Raw genomic sequence first — 19,271 nt, 5'->3', positions numbered from 1 at the left:
GAGCAAGGCCGACGTTCGGACGGGGGACGTCGGCCTTGCTTTTGTTTCGCGAGCGTTGCGAGACTGCGCACCATGGATCCGCCCCGGCCGCGTGTCCGCGTGGTGCTCGGCGATGTCGCCCGCACCCACATCGACCCAGCGCGGACCCGCGTGGAGCTCGAGGAGCAGAGCCCGGTGGGTGCCGCGCTCGCCCGTGGCCTCGTGCGGGCCCAGCTCGCGGTTGCCATCCGGCTCGCCGCCGTGGTCGCGGTGGGGCTCGGCGGACTGCCGCTGTTGTTCGCGGCCGCGCCCGCGGTCGCGCGCGCCCACCTCTTCGGCGTCTCGCTGCCATGGCTGCTGCTGGGCGTGCTGGCCTACCCGTTCCTGTATCTGGTCGGCACCGTCTACGTGCATCTCGCCGAGCGCAACGAGCAGGAGTTCGTCGCCCTGGTCGAGGACCGTGGCGGACAGCAACAGCCATGAGTTCGTATGCGCTGCCCGCCGTCGTCGCCGTCACCCTCGTCACCGTCGCCATCGGGATCTACGGACTGCGGCTCGCCCGTACCACATCGGACTTCCTGGTCGCCTCGCGTATGGTCAGCCCGACCTGGAACGCCGCCGCGATCAGCGGCGAGTACCTCTCCGCGGCGAGCTTCCTCGGCGTGGCCGGGCTGGTGCTCAAGCACGGCGTCGACGTGCTCTGGTACCCGGTCGGCTTCGCCGCCGGCTACCTGGCGCTGCTGCTGTTCGTCGCCGCCCCGCTGCGCCGCTCGGGTGCCTTCACGCTGCCCGACTTCTGCGAGGTCCGCCTGCGTTCCAAGCGCCTGCGCAAGCTCGCCACCGCGTTTGTCATGTTCATCGGCTGGCTGTACCTGGTGCCGCAACTGCAGGGCGCCGGCCTCACACTGCAGACGGTCACCGGCGCACCCTACGCGCTGGGCGCGCTCCTCGTCGGCGTGGTGGTCACGCTCAACGTCGCCCTCGGCGGCATGCGGTCGATCACGTTCGTCCAGGCGTTCCAGTACTGGCTGAAGCTCACCGCCCTCGCCGTGCCCTTCGTCTTCCTGCTCATGCAGTGGCAGGCCGACGGCCGTCCCGCGTTGACCGCGCCGGACGGCCCGCGTTTCCCGGAGGCGACGAACGTCGTCATCGACCAATCGACCAGGCTCACCGTCAACGAGCCGACGGCGGTGACGATCCGCGGCAAGCTCGACGACCAGCAGGTCGACGGACCCGTCACCCTCACGCCGGGTGAGCACGTCGTCGCCGACGGCACGACCCTCGCCTTCCCCGCCGACGCCGCCGTCCCGACGGTCGCCGCGGTGTCGAGCGACGGCCCCGCCGATTGGCTGCTGCCGGGCGACCGCTCGCAGGGGCTGTTCGCCACCTACTCGCTGATCCTCGCCACCTTCCTGGGCACCATGGGCCTGCCGCACGTGCTGGTCCGCTTCTACACCAACCCCGACGGCGCCGCCGCCCGGCGGACCACCATGGTCGTCCTCGGCATGGTCGGCGTCTTCTACCTCACCCCGACCCTCTACGGCGTCCTCGGCCGCATCTACACCCCGCAACTGCTCATGACCGGCAACACCGACGCCGTCGTCCTGCTGCTGCCCGCGGCCGCGCTGGGCAGCGGGATCACCGGCCAACTGCTCAGCGCGCTGGTCGCCGCCGGTGCGTTCGCCGCCTTCCTCTCCGCCTCCTCCGGGCTGCTCACCAGCGTTGCCGGTGTGCTGTCCACCGACGTCCTCGGCCACGGCTCCGTCCGCGACTTCCGCCGGTCGGCGCTGGTCGCCGGGGTGGTGCCGCTGCTGCTCGCCCTGTTCGTCGCGAGCCTCGACGTCTCGCAGGTCGTCGGACTGGCGTTCGCCGTGGCCGCGTCGAGCTTCTGCCCGCTGCTTGTGCTCGGCATCTGGTGGCGCGGGCTCACCGCGGTCGGCGCCGCGGCCGGCATCGTCACCGGCGGCGGGACGGCGGCCTCGGCGGTACTGCTCACGGTCCTCGGCGGGCCGCTGGACGGCTGGGCCGGCGTGCTCACCACGCAGCCCGCGGCCTGGTCGGTGCCGTTGGCGTTCCTGGTGATGATCTCGGTGTCACTTTTCACCAGGCACCGCTTGCCATCCGGTGTCGGAGCGATCATGCTTCGCCTGCACGCGCCGGATGCGCTGCGTATGTAGCGGGGGTGGCGGGTGTGACCTACGGTCAGACTGTGACAGATCGAGAGCCGGGTTCGGCCCTCTCGCTGCGGGGGCTCACAAAGCGTTTCGAGGACAAGGTCGCGGTTGCCGGGGTCGATCTCGACGTCCCGACCGGGTCGTTCTTCGGTCTGCTCGGTCCCAACGGAGCCGGCAAGACGACCTCGCTGTCCATGGCGGTCGGCCTGCTGCGACCCGACGCCGGTCATGCCTACGTGCTCGGCCACGACGTCTGGTCCGACCCGGTGGAGGCGAAGCGGCGCCTCGGCGCGCTGCCCGACTCGGCCCGCATGTTCGACCGGCTCTCCGGCAGTGAACTGCTCGCGTACACCGGCCTGCTCCGCGGCCTGCCGCAGGACGTGATCGACACCCGCGCGGCGGAGCTGCTCGACGTGCTGGGTCTCGCCGACGCCGGTCGCACGCTGGTCGTCGACTACTCGGCCGGCATGAAGAAGAAGATCGGCCTGGCCTGCGCGATGCTGCACGCTCCGCGCCTGCTGGTGCTCGACGAGCCGTTCGAGGCGGTCGACCCGGTCTCCGGCGCGCTCATCCGCGACATCCTGATCCGATACGTGCGCAACGGCGGCACGGTGATCTTCTCCAGCCACGTCATGGAGGTCGTCGAGCGCCTCTGCACGCACATCGCGATTCTCGCCGACGGCCAGATCAAGGTCGTCGGCACGATCGACGAGGTCCGTAGCGGGCGCGAGCTGGAGGACGTTTTTGTCGACGTCGTCGGCGGCCGGGTGGCGACCGGCGCGGAGCTCTCGTGGCTGTGACACCACCACTGCCCGAACCGCACATTCCCGCCCAGCGAACCGCACCGGTCGAGGCGCCGGCCGTTCCGATCGCCGCCGGCCAGCCCAAGGTCAGCTACTTCGTCCGGCTCAAGCTGCGCATCCTGCGCAACAGCCTCCGTCCGGGCCGCCGTCACCGCGGCGACCAGAAGTCCCGCTGGTTCGGCCGGCACTCGCGGCTGATCCTGTTCCTCCTCGGAGCGCTGTTCGGCCTGTGGATGGCGTTCATCGGGTTCGCCGCGTTCGCCGGCAGCAGCATCGCGGGCGACGACCTCCGCCCGGTGGTCGCCGCGTTCGCCGGCGCCAGTGTGGTGCTCGCCTGGGTCTTCGTCCCGCTGCTGTTCTTCGGCGTCGACGAGACGCTGGACCCGGCCCGGTTCGCGCTGCTGCCGGTGCCCCGCCGCACGCTGGTGCTCGGCATGCTCGCCGCCGCGTTCGTCGGCATCCCGCCGGTCGTCACGTTCCTCGCCACACTCGGCTCGCTCATCGGCGCGATCGGCGACGGCGGAATCGCCGCCGGGGCCGTCGCCGTGGTCGGCTCGCTCGTCGGTCTCGCCCTGTGCATCGCCGCCAGCCGCGCGGTGACCAGCGCGTTCGCCCGGATGCTGCGATCGCGCCGGGTCCGTGACCTGGCCGCCCTGCTCATCGCCCTGCTCGGCATCTCCTGCAACCCGCTGTTCCAGCTGGTGTTCGCGGTCGTGCAGCACGGCGAGTCGAAGCAGGCCACGACCATCGCCGAGGTCCTGTCCTGGACCCCGCTGTCCGCGCCGTACGTCGCCTACCTCGACGCCATCGAGGGCAACTGGGCCCTCGTGGCGGCCCGGCTGCTCATCGGCGTGGCCGGGGTGGCCGCGCTGCTGTGGTGGTGGCTGCAGACGATCGAGTCGGCGATGCTCGGCACCACGTCGGGCCCGGGTGCGGCACGGAAGGCCACGCCGACCGGCCGCCCGGTGCACACGTTCCTGCCCGGCGTCGTGCGGCTGCTGCCCACCGGCCGCTTCGCCGGCCTGCTGGCCCGCGAGATCCGGTACTGGCTGCGCGACCCGCGCCGCCGTGCCAGCCTGATCTCCCTCCTGGCCGCGTCGATCGTCATTCCGTTCGCCTTCACGTTCGGCACCCGGGCCGGCGGCTCGGCGACCGGGCCGGGTGCGGGCGCCACCGGCGGGCTCAGCGACAACGCGCTGGTCTATTCGCTGCTCTTCGCCGGTGCGTTCGTCGGGCTGGTGCTGGTCAACCAGTTCGGCAACGACGGCACCGCCTATGCGCTGCACATGCTCACCAACGTGCCCGGCCAGGTCGAGCTGGCCGCCCGCGCGCTCGGCGTCGGCATCCTCACCTTCCCGCTGCTCGCCGTGGGCACCGTCGTGGTCTCGGTGCTCACCGGCCACGCGGCGCAACTGCCGGCGGCGCTCGGCGTCGGCCTGTGCGCGTTCGGCATCTCCGTCGGCGCCGCGGGCATCACGTCGGTGATCGCGCCGTATCCGATGCCGGACACGAACAACCCGTTTGCGATGAACACCGGCCGGGGCAGCGTCAAGAGCCTGCTCTCGTTCGTCAGCATGATCGTCACCTGGGTGCTCACGGCGCCGCTGACCGTCGCGTTCGCGCTGCTGCCCGACGCCCTGAGCTGGCTGATCCTGCCGGCAGGCCTGATCTGGGGCTTCGCGCTGGCGTGGGTCGGCACCCGGGTCGCCGGGCACCTGCTGGAGCGCCGCGCGCCGGAGGTGCTGGTGGCGGTCACGCCGAAGAAGGCGTAGGCCGGTCCGCGCACACCGGTCATACCCGACAATGGTGCGGTGAGCATCCACGCCTCGGATCCGTTCGCCACTCCGGAGGATCAACGCTCGCCGGTGCGGCGCCTGCGCGGCCGGCTGCCCGCCGCCGTCACGCTGTGGACGGCGAATCCCAGTGTCGGACTCACCGTGTCATCGACGCTCGTCGTCGACGGCGACCCGGGACGCGTGGTGGGGCTGGTCGATGACGAGAGCGACCTCTGGCCGGTGCTGGAGAGCAGCGGGCGGTTCACCGTCACGCTGCTGAGCGCCGACGACCAGCAGCTCGCCGACCGGTTCGCCGGGCTCATGCCCGCGCCCGGCGGCCTGTTCGCCACCGGTGACTGGCGGCAGACCGACTGGGGGCCGGTGAAGCCGGACCGGACGTGGGCCGGCTGCCGGTTCGACGGTGCGCGGCCGCTCGGCTGGTCGCTGCTCGTCGAGGGGACGATCGAGCACATCGATATCGAAGAGGCCGGCGCGCCGCTCATCCACGAGCGGGGGAGATACCGCCGATAAGCGGTGTGACGGGTGTCACCGGGCGCACCGATCCTGCCGTTGGGCGCACCGTCGGACCCCTGCGAGGCGGAGATATTCACCGATGCCTGCCGGGTTCCTACCGTGCGCGTACTGACACCCCCAACCGGCAGGTGGTGATTCCCCATGAGCACCGAGACACCGGTGCCCGCGGGCACCGACGAGAACCGATACGTCGCGGTGGCCCGCACACCGGAGTTCGACGCACTGCGCCGCGCCCTGCGGCGGTTCGTGTTCCCGGTGTCCGCCGTGTTCCTCGTCTGGTACGCGCTGTACGTCCTGCTGTCCGCCTACGCCCGTGACTTCATGAGCACGAAGGTCGTCGGCCACGTCAACATCGCGCTGATCTTCGGGCTGTTGCAGTTCGTGTCGACGTTCCTGATCGCCTGGCTGTACGCGCGGTACGCCGACCGCAAGATCGACCCGCTCGCCGACGACCTGCGCGCGAAGATCGAGGGAGGCGAGCAATGAGCGAGACCTACCTCGCGGTGTCCGCGACCACGACCCGCACGCTGACGCTGACGCTCTTTGTCGTGCTGGTCGCGGTCACGCTCGGGATCACCGTCTGGGCCAGCCGCCAGACCCGCAGCGCGGCCGACTTCTACGCCGGCGGCCGGTCGTTCACCGGCTTCCAGAACGGCATGGCGATCGGCGGCGACTACATGTCGGCGGCGAGCTTCCTCGGCATCGCCGGCATCATCGCGCTCAACGGCTACGACGGCTTCCTGTACTCCATCGGATTCCTGGTCGCCTGGCTGGTGGCACTGCTGCTGGTGGCGGAGCTGATGCGCAACTCCGGCCGCTACACCATGGCCGACGTGCTCGCCTTCCGCATGCGGCAGGCACCCGTCCGTACCGCCGGATCCATCTCCACGATCGTGGTCTCGATCTTCTATCTGCTCGCCCAGATGGTCGGCGCCGGCGCCCTGGTGGCGCTGCTGCTCGGGATCAAGGCCGGGGACACGTTCCTCGGGATGAGCGCCGAGACCGCGAAGATCGTGACGATCGCCCTCATCGGCGTGCTGATGATCGTGTACGTGACGGTCGGCGGCATGAAGGGCACGACGTACGTCCAGATCGTCAAGGCGTTCATGCTGATGATCGGCGCGTTGGTCCTGACGCTGCTGGTGTTCGCCGCCTTCAAGTTCAACCTGTCGTCCCTGCTCGGCGAGGCGGCCGCCAAGTCCGGCCGCACCCCGCCGGAGGCGTTCCTCGAGCCCGGCCTGCGTTACGGCCGTGAGTTCGCCGGCAACGCCGCGGCGACGCTGGCGAGCAAACTCGACCTGATCTCGCTCGGTCTCGCCCTGGTGCTCGGCACCGCCGGCCTGCCGCACATCCTGATCCGCTTCTACACGGTGCCGGACGCCAAGTCGGCCCGGAAGAGTGTGGTCTGGGCGATCGGCATCATCGGCGTCTTCTACCTGATGACCCTGGCCCTGGGCTTCGGCGCCGCGGCGCTGGTCGGCCGGCAGGCCATCCTGGCTCAGGACCCCGGCGGCAACACGGCGGCACCACAGCTCGCCGAGGCGCTCGGGAAGCGGTACTTCGGCGGCGACTTCGGCGGCTCACTGCTCCTGGCGATCATCGCCGCCGTCGCCTTCGCCACGATCCTGGCGGTCGTCGCCGGCCTCACCCTGGCGTCGTCGTCCTCGCTGGCGCACGACCTCTACGCCAACGTGGTCAAGCGCGGCCAGACGACCGAGCGGCAGGAGGTTGTCGTCGCCCGGTACGCCGCGTTTGTCATCGGCGCGGTGGCGATCGTTCTCGGCATCTTCGCCCGCAACCTCAACGTGGCCTTCCTGGTCGCGCTGGCGTTTGCGATCGCCGCGTCGGCCAACCTGCCGGCGATCCTGTTCTCGCTCTTCTGGAAGCGGTTCAACACCCGGGGCGCGACCTGGGGCATCTACGCCGGTCTGCTGTCCGCGGTCGGTGTGGTGCTGTTGAGCCCGATCGCCTGGGGCGGCGTCAGCGACGCCCGCACCCCGGCGACGCTCACCGCGGCCCAAGCGAAGGAGTGCGGTGTCCCGCAGGACTCGAAGGAGGTCTCGAACGCGACGGCGCTGTTCAGCTGCACCACGGCGGCGCCGATCCCGCTGGAGAACCCGGGCCTGATCTCCATCCCGATCGGGTTCATCTTCGCCGCGATCGGCGCGCTCACCAGCAAGGAGCGCGACCCGGACAAGTTCGCGGAGCTGGAGGCCCGGTCGATGACCGGTGCGGGCGCGCACTGACGTACCCATTCACGAACATGCCGGGCCCGGGGCGCCGCCGCCCCCCCCGGGCCCGGCGCACGTCCGTGGTGGGTGACGCCCCACCGGCGGCCGGACTGCGTCGAACTTGCCCGCTCGGCAGGCGCTAGGCTGTTGGTCATGGTCGTTGCGCAGCGTTACGGCGAGAGACACCGGATTCTGCTCACCGGTGGAGCCGGATTTGTCGGGTCTCACCTCGCCGATGCCCTGATCGCGCGCGGCGCGCACGTGGTGGTGCTCGACAATTTTGTCACCGGCAGTAAGGACAACGTCGCACACCTGGTCGATCACCCTCGATTCACGCTCGTCGAGGCCGACGTCAGCGAGCCGCTGCCGGCCGTCGAGCCGCTGAGCGCACGGTTCGACGCGATCATGCACTTCGCGTCGCCGGCCAGCCCGACCGACTTCGAACAGCTCCCCGTGGAGATCCTGCGGGTGGGTTCGCTCGCGACCCTGCAGCTGCTGGAGCGGGCCGTCGCCGACGGCGCCCGGTTCATCCTGGCGTCCACCTCGGAGGCCTACGGTGACCCGCTGGTTCACCCGCAGCCGGAAACCTACTGGGGCAACGTCAACCCGATCGGCATCCGCAGCGTCTACGACGAGGCCAAGCGCTTCTCCGAGGCCGCCACGATGGGCTACCGCCGTGGCCGCGGCGCCGACGTGGGCATCGTGCGGATCTTCAACACCTACGGCGAGCGCATGCGCCCCGACGACGGCCGCGCGATCCCGACGTTTGTCACCCAGGCGCTGCGCGACGAGCCGATCACCGTCCACGGCTCGGGCACCCAGACGCGGTCCATCTGCTACGTGTCCGATCTGGTCCGTGGCATTCTGCTGCTCCTCGATTCGACGGAGACCGGCCCGATCAACTGCGGCACCGAGCACGAGATGACCATGCTCGAGCTGGCGGACACGATCGTGCGCCTTTCCGACAGCACCTCCCGGGTGGCACTGATCGCGCGCACCGCCGACGACCCCGAGCGCCGGCGTCCCGACCTCACGAAGGCCCGTGAGCTGCTCGGATATGAGCCGTTGGTCGGTCCCGAGGAAGGGCTCGCACGCACGGTCGCTTATTTCAAGGCCCGGTAACTCTCCCGGGATCGTGCCGCGCCAGTCGCGGTTGCGTGGCGGTGCGGCGACTGGTTCGTATGGTGGTTTCATGCCCACGACGCCTGCCGCCAACGGCCCCTCCTCGGGACGCGCTCGAGTGCCCGGCTCGCTCGCACCGACGTCCGGTGCGCGCGCCCGCGTGTCGGGCGCCGCCCCGGGCATCCACGGCCGCTCGTCCTCCGGAGGTGGCGGCGCGGGCCTGCCGCCGCGACGCGGCCACGAATACTCCGGCAAGAAGAAGATCCGCCCCCGCTGGGGCCGCATCGCCCTGGTCGCCGGCGGCGCGATCGTCGTCCTGGCCCTGCTCGCCGGTCTCGGCGGGTTCATCTACTACAAGCACGTCGACTCCGGCCTGCAGCGCGAGGACCCGTTCTCGGAGATCACCGACGGCCGCCCGGCGAAGGTGGCCGACGGCGCGCTGAACATCCTGCTGCTCGGCAGCGACTCCCGCGACCCCGACAACAAGGGCAAGGCCGGTGAGTGGCGCACCGACACGATGATCGTGCTGCACATCCCGGCGAGCCACGACAAGGCCTACCTGGTCTCGATGCCGCGTGACCTCTACGTCCACATCCCCAAGAGCAAGGCCAACCCGCAGTTCGGCAACACGATGGCCAAGCTCAACGCGTCCTTCTCGTGGGGTGGCACGCCGCTCACCGTGCAGACGATCGAGGAGTACACGCAGGTTCGGATGGACCACGTGCTGCTCATCGACTTCGCCGGCTTCAAGCAGGTGATCGACGCGCTCGGCGGCATCGACATGAACGTGGAGAAGGACATCACCTCGATCCACCCGCCGAAGCGGCAGTTCAAGAAGGGCATGAACCACTTCAACGGCGACGAGGCCCTCGACTACGCCCGGCAGCGGTACCAGTTCCCGGACGGTGACTTCGCCCGCATGCGGCACCAGCAGGAGATGATGAAGGCGATCCTGAACAAGGCGGTCAGTTCCGGCACGGTGACCAACCCCGCCAAGCTCAACGCCTTCCTGAAGGCCGTCACCAAGGCGATGACCGTCGACAAGGACTTCTCGCTCGCCGACATGGCGCTGCAGTTCCGCAGCCTCCGCAGCGACGACCTGACGTTCCTCGTCAGCCCCCACGACGGCAGCAAGAAGATCAACGGCGAGGACGTCGTGGTGCCGAACAAGGAGAAGGCGACCGCCCTCTACACCGCGATGCGCACCGACAAGATGGCCGAATGGGCGGCCACGAACGCGCCGAAGCCGAGCGGGTCGAGCCAGCCGTCAACCGGAGCTACCACCAAGTCGAAGTGATAATTCCGGCAATCCCGGGCATGTCTCCCCCGCGTCGGGGTTGCATGCCCGGGCTGTTGTATAGATCTCATTGCCGAGGCGGCGCTCCGGCGAGTAAGAATCGCCTGTTTCGTGGTTCTTGAACGATCTTGCGCGGTGGCTCTAGTGCGCATTCTTCCCACCGCGAACGTAGACTCGGATTGATCCCCGCTATTGTGCGGGCGGCCGGCTCGGGGGCATGCAGATGCAACAGGACCAGGCGTCCAACGGTGACGATGGCGACACTCGGGCGGCGAAAGCGGCGGAAACGACCGAAAAGGTCGTCGAGGACGAAACCGCACAACCGATCGAGGCTGACGCTGAGCCCGATGCCGAGTCCCACGCTGCGCCGGACGCCCCGGAGATGAAGCCCGCGCCGGTGAAACTTCCCGGCCGCGATCCGATCTGGGCCAAGTCGTTCATCATCTTCGGCGTCATCCTCGTTGTGCTCGCCGGCACCGTTATCGGGGGCACCCGGATACTCGCCAGTCGATACAGCGGCAGCGTCAACCAGCAGACGCTCCTCGGCAAGAACTCCCGCGTCGGCGGCGAGGAGGCCGCCGCGAAGCACAGCGAGATCAAGGGCCCGCTCAACTTCCTGCTGCTCGGCTCGGACCAGCGCGCACTCGACCCCGAGGACGGGCAGCGCTCCGACTCGATCATCATCGTGCACATCCCGTCCAGCCTGGACCGCGCCTACCTGCTGTCCATCCCGCGCGACCTGCGGGTGCGCATCCCCGCGTTCCCCGCGACCGGCTTCGACGGCGCCGCGCACGAGAAGATCAACGGCGCGTTCCAGTACGGCGGCGGCGGCCAGGGCGGCGTCCAACTTCTCGCCGAGACGTTGACCGGCGTGCTGGGCATCCGCTTCGACGGTGCCGCGATCGTCAACTTCGACGGCTTCAAGGCCGCCGTCGACCTGCTGGGCGGCGTCGACATGTGCATCGACCAGAAGGTCACCTCGATCCACCTCGGCTACGACGAGAACGGCAACTACAAGGACCCGACCAAGGGCGGCCGCCCGGCCGTCTACGAGGCCGGCTGCCATCACCTGGAGTCCTGGCAGGCGCTCGACCTGGTCCGGCAGCGCAAGAGCCTGGCCAACGGCGACTACGACCGCCAGAAGAACCAGCAGAAGTTCATCCGGGCGATGCTGGACAAGGCGCAGCAGAAGGACCTGACCACCAACCCGATCGCCCTGGACAAGTTCATCCGGGTGATCGGCCAGGCGCTCACCGTCGACACCAACGGCGTTTCGCTCGCCGACCTGATGTTCGGCCTGCGCAACGTCAGCCCCAACAACCTGATCGGCCTGCAGGTGCCCTCCGAGCCGCAGGACATCGGCGGCATCTCCTACGTGGTCGCCCTGCCGGAAGCCGAGTCGCTCTACGCGGCCATGCGTGATGACCAGTTGGACTCGTGGGCGGTCGAGAACCCGACCTGGGTCAACCACATGTAGCCTGGCGAAGTGTTCAGGGGACCTTCAGTTCCGACCGTCTCGATCACCGACGTCACCGAGGATGCCTTCATCCTCGACGTCCGCGAAGACGACGAGTGGGCCGCCGGCCACGCGCCGGAGGCCATGCACGTGCCGATGATGCAGATCCCGGCCCGGATCGACGAGATCCCCGCCGACCGCGACGTGGTCGTGGTCTGCCGGGTCGGCGGCCGGTCGGCTCAGGTCGTCGCGTTCCTCCAGCAAAACGGGCTGGAGCGCACGATCAACCTCGACGGCGGCATGGCGCACTGGGCTGCCGCCGGCCGGCCGATGGTGAGTGAGGACGGCGGTGCTCCTCGGGTCGCCTGAGCGGCCATTGGTGTTCGCGCACCGGGGATCGTCGCACCGATATGCCGAGCACACCCTCGACGCCTACCTGCTGGCGATCGAGGAGGGTGCCGACGGCCTCGAGTGCGACGTCCGCCTCACCCGCGACGGACACCTCGTCTGCCTCCACGACTCCCGCATCGACCGGACGAGTGACGGTCGTGGCCGGGTGAGTGTGCAGACCCTGGCCGACCTCGACCGCTTCGACTTCAGCTCCTGGCGGGCCGACCTGCCGGGCTCACCCGACGAGCTCATCGTCGACCGGCAGCTGATCGACGACCGCTGGCGCGGTCGCGTGCTGACCCTCGACCGGCTGCTCGGGGTGGCCACTGACGCGGGCCGGCCGATGCGGCTGCTGATCGAGACGAAGCACCCGACCCGGCACGGCAGCGCCGTAGAACTCGCCCTGCTGCAGCTTTTGCGGCGATACGGGCTGGAGCGTCCGGATCCGGACCGCGCCCTTCAGGTGACGGTGATGTCGTTCTCGGCGACCGCGATCCGCCGCGTCCGCCAGCAGGCACCGACCCTGCCAACCGTCATGCTCATCGATGTCTGGTCGGTGCCGAACCGGATCGGCTGGATGCCACTCGGCAGCAGCATCGCGGGCCCGGGCGTGCAGTTGCTGCGTGCCGCACCCGAGACGGTCGAGCGTCTCCACCGGCGGGGCTTCCCGGTCTACGTCTGGACGGTCAACGAGCCCGACGAGGTCGATCTGGTGGTGAAGCTGAAGGCCGACGGGATCATCTCCGACCGGCCCGCGTACGTCATCGACCGCCTCCGCGAACTGGGCCTCCGCGACTGACGGGCGCCGGCGACGGAATCCGCCGTCGTGAACGTGAATCGCGACTGATTCACGTCTCAACAACTTTGGTCGACAACCTTTCAAAGCAGGCCACGGCGAGGCAAACTCCAATCATGGTCGATGCTCGCCCCCCGGTCGAGGGTTCCGCCGTCTTCGGTGCCCTGACCGAGGTCGTCGAGCAGCTCAACGCGGGCGACGGCGGGCTGGCGGCGCTGCAGCGCACCGTCGACGTCAGCGTGGTCGCCACCGGCGCGACAGGCGCCGCGTTCATCGAATACGCGCACGACAACGGCCGGGTCGTCGCCGTTGCGGGCGACCTCGACTGGGCCCTCGGCCGCAGGGTCGACCTGCCCCACCCGACGTTGCGCGGACTGCTGCAGTACGGATCCCGCGTCCGTGAGTTCCCGAGCAGCCTCATGGGCGCGCTCGGCGGTCACCAGCTCGACAGCCGCGGCCTGCACCGGATCATGGCGGCCGAGGTCTCGGCGAGCGGCACCGCGGTCGGTGTGATCGGCGTGAGCTATCCCGACGCGGAGGGCGCCGCCGACCCGGACCAGCGTGCCGCGCTCGGGTTCCTCGCCTCGTTCCTCTCGTTGCAGTACGGGTTGGGTCGCGGCCTGCCCGTCTACCGCGACGGCCCGGCGATCGACCCGGCCGCCGGCCCGTTCGCACTGATCGACGCCGAGCAGCGGGTGCGCTCGTGGAACCCGGCGGCGGCGCTGCTGACCGCGCGGTCGGCCGAGACCGCGATCGGCGCGCCCTGGCCGTTCCCGCTGCCGGTCGCCGACGAGACCGTCGAGCACCGGATGGCGTGCGGCACATGGATCGAGATCCGCGCGGCCAGGGTGCCCGGCAGCACCGACCGGGCCGTGTCCTTCCAGGCCCGCCCGGAGCAGCCGTCGGACGGCCGTGACCTGTTCATCGCGCTCACCGGGCACGAGCTGCGCACGCCGATCACGGTCATCAGGGGGTACACCGACACGCTCGTCGATCACTGGGAGTCCCTCGACGAGGGCGCCCGACGGGAGGCGATCTTCGTCGTGGGCCAGCGCACCCGGGAGCTCAGCCGCCTGGTCGACCGCCTGCTCAACGCGGTCGGTGACGACGGCACCGGCGTCGACTCCGCCACGCTGATGCCGTTCGACCTCGTCGAGACCCTGATGGCGGCGGTTGGTGAGCTGAGTGCCGAGCAGCGCCGGTCGCTCAAGGTCATGCTCCCGCCGTCGCTGCCGAAGACGCACGGCGACCGGACGAGTCTTGTGACAGTGCTGGCTGAATTGGTGACCAATGCGGGTAAATACTCGCCGAATTGGGTAGAAGTCGAACTGACGGCCGGAGCGGATCCACAGACTGTCTGGTTCAGGGTGGCCGACCGCGGAACCGGCATCCGGCCGGAGCACGTCGAGCGGGCGTTCGAGCGGTTCTGGCAGCTGGAGACCGGTGACCAGCGAACCGGTGGTGGGGTGGGTCTCGGTCTGTATCTGGTGCGTAGGATCGTCGAGCGTCAACATGGATGGGTGTCACTGCGACCACGCAGAGGGGGAGGGACGGTCGCCGAGGTGCGACTGCCCCGAGCCGATGCCGACGGCCACGGGGAGGCTTGAGAGCGTGTCCACAACCGTTGCGGAGCGCGCCTGGTGCGTTGTCGTGCCGCACCACGCCCGCGGTGCACACCTGGCCCGTCACCGCCTCGCCGACGAACTCGACGCCCTGGTGGCACCCGACCGGCTGGACGACGCGATCGCGATCGCCGCGGAGTTGGTCGGCAATGCGGTACGGCACGCGGCCCCGCTTCCGGGCGATGTCATCCGAGTGGCGTGGCGGCTGATCGCTGACGGCACGCTGGAGATCCGCGTGACGGACGGCGGCTCCTCGGTGGGTCCGCAGATGCGGGTGGCCGCCCCGGACGCGGTCGACGGCCGTGGCTTGACGATCGTGGCAGCGTTGGCGACGGGCTGGGGCGTGGAGCGCGACGGCCTGGGCCAGTGCGTCTGGGCGACCCTCTGAGGCCGGTCCGCCCTCTGAGGCCGGTCCGCACCGACGGACGTTCCCGCCCCGGGCGGCTGGACCGGGTGAGTGACGCGCCGGAAGGGACTGGTGTGTGCCCGCGGTCCGGGACGACCGCCTAGGCTGGATCGCCGTGAGCAAGCGTGCGAAAACCCCCCGTGGCCGTGCCACCAATGGTGAGAAACGCGAGAAGATCCGTGACGTATACGTCGGCCGTCCGTTCGAGGGCCTGGCCGACGAGCCGGAGTGGATCGCCCTCAGGGAACTGGTGCCGGCCGCCGCGGCACCGCTGAAGCTGTCGCCGGCCTACGTCGAGCGCTACGGCGACCGTCCCGTCATCCTGGCGACGGTCCTGCCGATGGCCTGGCCCGCCATGACCAAGCCCGACGGCCGGGTCTTCATCGGCCTCCAGCGTCACGTCCAGTCCGGCGACGTCTCCCGCGACCTCGCCGTGGCCCTCCAGTGTGCGCTCGAGACCCCACCCGGGCAGTCCGTCGCCGTGCCCGCCCTGCCCGGCGTCGGCGACCGCCTCCAGGACGTCATCGAGAACGCGCCGCTGGACATCACCGTCCATACCGGCTTCGAATTCTGGCTCGACGAGAACGCGACCGACGACCCCAACGTCCGGGCGTCGCTGGAGCGCGCGAACGCGAGCATCTTCCCGACCGTCAAGCTGGCCGCCGCCCCGGCCACGTACTGGTGCCGGGTGACCGACCGCTCGCACGTACGCCTCGTGCTGGGTGACAACGAGGACCGCGCGCTCGACGCCCTGTCGCGGCTCGCGGCCGGCGGTGGTCTGCTCCTCGGCGAGCAGACCAAGTTTGCCGGGATGTTCCGCGCACACGGCCTCCTGGCGCCGGTGTGGGACCTGCCGCTGGAGGTCGAGGCCGAGGAGTGGGAGGCGCCGGTGGCCGAGTTCGCCAAGCGCTACGCCGAGGCCCTCGCCGTCTCCGAGCCGCTGACCGCCGCCGAGCGGCGCAGCAAGCAGGGCCTCATCGGCCGGCTCCAGCCGCTGCGCTGAGGCTCGCCCGCGCGATCGGTGCGGACATGCATCGCGGACCGCCCCGGCCCGAGCCCAGCTCGGAGCCGGGGATCCGGATGACCTCGATACCGTTGCGCTCCAACTGTGCGTTGGTCTCCACATTGCGCTCGTAGGCGACACACAGCCGCGGGGCGACGGCGAGCGTGTTGTTGCCGTCGTCCCACTGCTCCCGCTCGGCGGTGACCGGGTCGAGGCCGGTGTCGATGATCCGCAGCGTGTCGATCCGCATCGCCTTGGCGGCCGCGACGATGAACGGTTCCGGGCCGCTGACCGACAGCGGCGCCTCGGGATCGGGGCCGGCCGTCACGGTCCACGCCTGGAGGCTGTCGGCGACGTTCGGGTACATCACCACGGCGTCGACGTCGACCATCGTGCACACGGTGTCGAGGTGCATCGTGGCCCGCTCCTGGGCGATCGGCACCGCCAGCACGGTGTGGGCCAGCCCGCGCTCGAAGCAGCGGCGGGCGAGCCGCTCCGCGCCGGACGGCCGGGTCCGCTCGCCGACCCCGACCGCGATCACACCGGGGGCGAGCAGCAGCACGTCGCCGCCCTCCAGGTGCTCCATCGTCGGCTCGAACAGCAGCGGCGTGCCGGCGAAACGCGGGTGGTACCGATAGATCGCATGTGTCAGCGTGGTCTCCCGGCGCCGGGCGCGCATCGCCAGGCTCGTCACCGCCGCCTCGTCGCCGATCCAGACGGATGAGTCGCGCGTGAACAGCAGGTTGGGCAGCGGGTCGATGATGAACTCCGCCCGGTTCATGAGCGCGTGCACGAGACCGCTGCCGGTGCGCAGCTCGGCCTGTGACAGACCGGCGGTCAGCGTGGTCGCGAGCGCCGGCGGGTCGAGGTCGGCGAGGTGCCGGGCGACGTGGTGGCGCAGCGTGTCGCCGAGCCGGAAGTCGGCGAGCACCGTCGCGGTCACCGCGCTCCTCGCCTCGGGGATCGCGAGGGTCTCGGTCAGCAGGCCGGCGACGTAGAGCACTTCGACGCCGTGCTCCCGCAGGGCGGTGGCAAACGTGTCATGCTCTTCCTGAGCCCGCCCGACCCACGGGATGCCGTCGAAGAGCAGCGAGTCGTTGTTGCGGGGAGTCAGCCGGGCCAGCTCGGCGCCGGGACGGTGCAGGAGCACGGTCCCGAGGTGGCCGACCTCGCTGTCGACGTGGTGGTTCACAAATTCAGCCTAACGGCTGACCCGATATAGGCCGATTAGGCGCCATGTGCAAATTCACAGGTGCACCTGAATGTGGCATTCATCCCAGTCATTCCGTGTCATTCCGCTGTCTCGCGCTGCCGCGTCGCGCCGCGAACACGTACGGTATCTGGACACACACGCAACCGAAGCGGCGACATCGGAGGTGTGCGAGAGATGACCGAGATGCTGTATCGCAGCGGTCAGGATTCGCAGCCCGAAAGGTTCGACGAACGCATCACCGTTGATGCGGGCAGGCACTCTCCCATGACCTGGGTTCGTTCCCGTCGGGCGGAGCGCGTCATGCGGCGCGAGGAGGCGGCGCACGGCCGGCTCTACCGGCGCATCGGCAACCTGATCGGGCACCTCGGCGACGACTGGCACGTCCTCGACCTGCGTGAGCTGAGCGGCGAGCAGCACGACAGCTTCCTGGCGGTGGGCCCGGGCGGGGTCTTCGCCGTCACGGTGAAGGACCACGGCCGCAGCCGGGTCTCGTTCGCCGGTGACGTGGTGCAGATCGACGGCAAGCGCCCCAAGTACGTCGAAGAGGCCCGCAGTGAGGCCCGTGCCGCCGCCGAGGCGCTCTCCCACAGCGCCGGCGTCTCGATCCCGGTCATGCCCGTGCTCGCGTTCGCCGGCAGCGGGAAGATCAGCTTCTACGGGGTGCCGAAGGGCTGTCTCGTCACGGCGTACCACGAGCTTCCTCGGGTGCTCAACGCCCGTGGCAACCGGCTCGCCGACGAGACCGTCGACAAGGTCTTCGCGCTCGCGATCCACCCGGCGACCTGGTTCACCGTCGACTACGGCACCCTTGCCGAGGAGTACCGCTGGTACCGCGACGGCGAACAGGTGGGCACTGACAAGCGGGGTCACGGGGAGTAGCCTCTGCGGGGTGGAGGCGCCCGTGCGGATTGAGCAATCGTGGAAGCGGAATCTCTTCCGGACTGATGCGATGATGAGTGCGCTGCGAGTCCGCGTCCGCAGCACCGGTGCCTGAGGAGGCGCTGTGCCGCATGTCGAGCTGTCTATCTCCGACCCTCGTTCGAGCCTCACTGCCGAGTCCACCTTGGACCGTTGGGGTGACACCGTCGCGGACGCGGCCGAGCCGAGCCTGGTGATCGACGAGCAGAGTGTTGTCGTCGCGGTGTCCGCGTCGCTCGAAGACCTGCTCGGCCTGACCGAGCCGGCCGTCGACCGGCCGCTGCTCGAAGGCGTGCTGCAACTGCTCGACTTCGCCGACGGCGGTGCGCTCGACGCGGCGGAGGTCGCCAAGACCCCGCCCCTGCTGGCGCTGAAGTCGGGCCGGCTCGCCCGTGGCCTGGTGCGTGTCCGCTGCGTGTCGGGCCCGCGCACGTTCGACGCGATCGCCGCCCCACTCATCCAGGACGATCAGATCGTCGGTTCACTCACCTTTTTCAGCGCTGTCTGAAGACTCGTAATCGTGGCATCGCTCACCGCTGCCGCCACGGTGTGAGTTCGGGCCGTACGCTCCATGTCATGTTGGACCTCGCGCTGCTGCCAGGTGACTACGCGATCTGCCGTCTGCCGGCCGCATCGTCACTGCCTGCCGGCTTCATCGAGGCGGCAATCGGTCTTCCGGACGTCATCTCGGTGACCTGGACGCCGGACGAGGTCTCGATTCTCTGCCCCGCCGACCTGGCACCCGACGGCGCGGCCGTCGAGACGCCGTGGCGCTGCCTGCGGGTGGCCGGCCCGGTCCAGCTCGCATTGACCGGCATTCTCGCGTCGATCGTGACCCCGCTCGCCGACGCGCGCGTGAACATCTTCGCGTTCTCCACGTTCGACACCGACTACGTTGTCGTGCCTGCCGTTCGGCTCGGCGAGGCGCTGGCCGCGTTGAGTGCCGCGGGTCACCGCGTCACGACACTCTGATTCGAGGCGCCACCTGACTGTCGGCGCCGTTCGAGCACTCCTACGATGGGCGCATGCGCACCCCGGCCACCGCGCTGGCGATCGTCGCTCTTGGATGTCTGCTGACCGGTTGCACCAGCCACGACGACGATCCGGGGCCGTTGCTGCCGTCCGGCGCGGACGCCGGACAACGACCCAGCACATCGACGTCGCCCACTCCCGTCAGCACCCCGATCGTCCCCCCGACGCGTGCGCCGTCGGCCAGCAGCTCGGCCTCACCGAGCCCGAGCGCGTTCTCCGAGGCGTATGTCGTCCAGTGCAACGGCAGGCCGAGCGGCGATCAGGTCATCGCGGCGGTGCGGAAGTTTCGCGCCAACCTGCCCGCCGGATCCGGCGTGACCGTGAAGAGCCAGCCGCTGTGCGCCGGCATCTGGCAGTACACCATCCTCAATGTGGCCAACAGTGAACCCATGCAGGTGATGACCAAGGGATCCCCGCAGACGTTGACCGTCGTCACCGCGGGCACGGATCCCTGCACGGTCGAGGTCAAGGCGACCGCACCAGCCGCGCTGCTCAACGCCGCTGCCTGCTGAGCAGTGCG

The 19,271-nt window shown here is 69.9% G+C and carries 20 protein-coding genes; 19 read left to right on the top strand and 1 reads right to left on the bottom strand.

Going from position 1 to position 19,271, the window contains the following annotated elements; translation table 11 throughout:
- Positions 1-72: 72 nt before the first annotated feature.
- The 15 genes from Dfulv_RS47750 (at position 73) to Dfulv_RS47680 (ending at position 15,588) form a co-directional block, all read left to right on the top strand.
- Positions 73-462 (top strand): hypothetical protein, encoded by a 390-nt coding sequence (locus Dfulv_RS47750; protein WP_259860416.1) that lies wholly within the window; start codon positions 73-75, stop codon positions 460-462.
- On the top strand, positions 459-2,156 hold the full coding sequence (locus Dfulv_RS47745; RefSeq protein ID WP_259860415.1) for a sodium/solute symporter: 1,698 nt from the start codon (positions 459-461) through the stop codon (positions 2,154-2,156). Before Dfulv_RS47750 ends, Dfulv_RS47745 begins: the two co-directional genes overlap by 4 nt.
- A 32-nt stretch (positions 2,157-2,188) precedes the next feature.
- Positions 2,189-2,953 (top strand): ABC transporter ATP-binding protein, encoded by a 765-nt coding sequence (locus Dfulv_RS47740; protein ID WP_259860414.1) that lies wholly within the window; start codon positions 2,189-2,191, stop codon positions 2,951-2,953.
- The gene (locus tag Dfulv_RS47735) at positions 2,944-4,728 is read left to right on the top strand and encodes an ABC transporter permease (RefSeq protein ID WP_259860413.1); all 1,785 of its coding nucleotides are present in this window, start codon (positions 2,944-2,946) and stop codon (positions 4,726-4,728) included. Before Dfulv_RS47740 ends, Dfulv_RS47735 begins: the two co-directional genes overlap by 10 nt.
- 39 nt (positions 4,729-4,767) lie before the next feature.
- Positions 4,768-5,262 (top strand): flavin reductase family protein, encoded by a 495-nt coding sequence (locus Dfulv_RS47730; protein WP_319805744.1) that lies wholly within the window; start codon positions 4,768-4,770, stop codon positions 5,260-5,262.
- 144 nt (positions 5,263-5,406) lie between these two features.
- Positions 5,407-5,751: a DUF485 domain-containing protein gene (locus Dfulv_RS47725; protein WP_259860412.1), complete on the top strand. Its 345-nt coding sequence runs from the start codon at positions 5,407-5,409 to the stop codon at positions 5,749-5,751.
- The gene (locus tag Dfulv_RS47720; RefSeq protein ID WP_259860411.1) at positions 5,748-7,511 is read left to right on the top strand and encodes a solute symporter family protein; all 1,764 of its coding nucleotides are present in this window, start codon (positions 5,748-5,750) and stop codon (positions 7,509-7,511) included. The genes Dfulv_RS47725 and Dfulv_RS47720 overlap by 4 nt, the downstream gene beginning before the upstream one ends.
- A gap of 138 nt (positions 7,512-7,649) precedes the next feature.
- On the top strand, positions 7,650-8,618 hold the full coding sequence (locus tag Dfulv_RS47715; protein WP_259860410.1) for an NAD-dependent epimerase/dehydratase family protein: 969 nt from the start codon (positions 7,650-7,652) through the stop codon (positions 8,616-8,618).
- Positions 8,619-8,688: 70 nt separating this feature from the next.
- On the top strand, positions 8,689-9,915 hold the full coding sequence (locus Dfulv_RS47710) for an LCP family protein (RefSeq protein ID WP_259860409.1): 1,227 nt from the start codon (positions 8,689-8,691) through the stop codon (positions 9,913-9,915).
- A 217-nt stretch (positions 9,916-10,132) separates the two neighbouring features.
- The gene (locus Dfulv_RS47705) at positions 10,133-11,392 is read left to right on the top strand and encodes an LCP family protein (protein WP_259860408.1); all 1,260 of its coding nucleotides are present in this window, start codon (positions 10,133-10,135) and stop codon (positions 11,390-11,392) included.
- Between the two features lie 9 nt (positions 11,393-11,401).
- The gene (locus tag Dfulv_RS47700) at positions 11,402-11,740 is read left to right on the top strand and encodes a rhodanese-like domain-containing protein (RefSeq protein WP_259860407.1); all 339 of its coding nucleotides are present in this window, start codon (positions 11,402-11,404) and stop codon (positions 11,738-11,740) included.
- Between the two features lie 10 nt (positions 11,741-11,750).
- The gene (locus Dfulv_RS47695; RefSeq protein WP_259860406.1) at positions 11,751-12,560 is read left to right on the top strand and encodes a glycerophosphodiester phosphodiesterase family protein; all 810 of its coding nucleotides are present in this window, start codon (positions 11,751-11,753) and stop codon (positions 12,558-12,560) included.
- A gap of 113 nt (positions 12,561-12,673) precedes the next feature.
- On the top strand, positions 12,674-14,164 hold the full coding sequence (locus tag Dfulv_RS47690; RefSeq protein ID WP_259860405.1) for a sensor histidine kinase: 1,491 nt from the start codon (positions 12,674-12,676) through the stop codon (positions 14,162-14,164).
- Between the two features lie 4 nt (positions 14,165-14,168).
- Positions 14,169-14,567 (top strand): ATP-binding protein, encoded by a 399-nt coding sequence (locus tag Dfulv_RS47685; RefSeq protein WP_259860404.1) that lies wholly within the window; start codon positions 14,169-14,171, stop codon positions 14,565-14,567.
- Between the two features lie 133 nt (positions 14,568-14,700).
- Entirely contained in the window at positions 14,701-15,588 is an 888-nt protein-coding gene (locus tag Dfulv_RS47680) for a DUF5926 family protein (RefSeq protein WP_259860403.1), read from the top strand.
- On the opposite strand, the gene Dfulv_RS47675 is transcribed toward Dfulv_RS47680, so the two are convergent.
- Positions 15,560-16,780, bottom strand: a complete 1,221-nt coding sequence (locus Dfulv_RS47675) for an arginine deiminase (RefSeq protein ID WP_259860402.1) — start codon at positions 16,778-16,780, stop codon at positions 15,560-15,562. The two genes, Dfulv_RS47680 and Dfulv_RS47675, sit on opposite strands and share 29 nt — an antisense overlap.
- 321 nt (positions 16,781-17,101) lie before the next feature.
- On the opposite strand from Dfulv_RS47675, the gene Dfulv_RS47670 reads away from it, so the two are divergent.
- The 4 genes from Dfulv_RS47670 to Dfulv_RS47655 all read left to right on the top strand — a co-directional run bounded on the left by Dfulv_RS47670 (position 17,102) and on the right by Dfulv_RS47655 (position 19,263).
- Positions 17,102-17,680 (top strand): hypothetical protein, encoded by a 579-nt coding sequence (locus tag Dfulv_RS47670; RefSeq protein ID WP_259860401.1) that lies wholly within the window; start codon positions 17,102-17,104, stop codon positions 17,678-17,680.
- Positions 17,681-17,804: 124 nt separating this feature from the next.
- Positions 17,805-18,227 (top strand): hypothetical protein, encoded by a 423-nt coding sequence (locus tag Dfulv_RS47665; RefSeq protein WP_406567898.1) that lies wholly within the window; start codon positions 17,805-17,807, stop codon positions 18,225-18,227.
- 68 nt (positions 18,228-18,295) lie between these two features.
- Positions 18,296-18,691 (top strand): ACT domain-containing protein, encoded by a 396-nt coding sequence (locus tag Dfulv_RS47660; protein ID WP_259860399.1) that lies wholly within the window; start codon positions 18,296-18,298, stop codon positions 18,689-18,691.
- 53 nt (positions 18,692-18,744) lie between these two features.
- On the top strand, positions 18,745-19,263 hold the full coding sequence (locus Dfulv_RS47655) for a hypothetical protein (RefSeq protein ID WP_259860398.1): 519 nt from the start codon (positions 18,745-18,747) through the stop codon (positions 19,261-19,263).
- Positions 19,264-19,271: the final 8 nt, after the last annotated feature.

It is taken from the genome of Dactylosporangium fulvum (assembly GCF_025137375.1).
Classification (GTDB): Bacteria; Actinomycetota; Actinomycetes; order Mycobacteriales; family Micromonosporaceae; genus Dactylosporangium; species Dactylosporangium fulvum.
Note: the sequence above shows the minus strand (reverse complement) of the source record. Positions and strands in the feature narration are given on the sequence as shown.

Excerpts from the sequence above, each read along its gene's own strand:
- Dfulv_RS47725 (WP_259860412.1), top strand. The coding sequence starts at position 5,407 with ATGAGCACCGAGACACCGGTGCCCGCGGGCACCGACGAGAACCGATAC.
- Dfulv_RS47715 (WP_259860410.1), top strand. The coding sequence starts at position 7,650 with ATGGTCGTTGCGCAGCGTTACGGCGAGAGACACCGGATTCTGCTCACC.
- Dfulv_RS47690 (WP_259860405.1), top strand. The coding sequence starts at position 12,674 with ATGGTCGATGCTCGCCCCCCGGTCGAGGGTTCCGCCGTCTTCGGTGCC.
- Dfulv_RS47705 (WP_259860408.1), top strand. The coding sequence starts at position 10,133 with ATGCAGATGCAACAGGACCAGGCGTCCAACGGTGACGATGGCGACACT.
- Dfulv_RS47710 (WP_259860409.1), top strand. The coding sequence starts at position 8,689 with ATGCCCACGACGCCTGCCGCCAACGGCCCCTCCTCGGGACGCGCTCGA.
- Dfulv_RS47655 (WP_259860398.1), top strand. The coding sequence starts at position 18,745 with ATGCGCACCCCGGCCACCGCGCTGGCGATCGTCGCTCTTGGATGTCTG.
- Dfulv_RS47750 (WP_259860416.1), top strand. The coding sequence starts at position 73 with ATGGATCCGCCCCGGCCGCGTGTCCGCGTGGTGCTCGGCGATGTCGCC.
- Dfulv_RS47670 (WP_259860401.1), top strand. The coding sequence starts at position 17,102 with ATGCGGCGCGAGGAGGCGGCGCACGGCCGGCTCTACCGGCGCATCGGC.
- Dfulv_RS47720 (WP_259860411.1), top strand. The coding sequence starts at position 5,748 with ATGAGCGAGACCTACCTCGCGGTGTCCGCGACCACGACCCGCACGCTG.
- Dfulv_RS47745 (WP_259860415.1), top strand. The coding sequence starts at position 459 with ATGAGTTCGTATGCGCTGCCCGCCGTCGTCGCCGTCACCCTCGTCACC.
- Dfulv_RS47660 (WP_259860399.1), top strand. The coding sequence starts at position 18,296 with ATGTTGGACCTCGCGCTGCTGCCAGGTGACTACGCGATCTGCCGTCTG.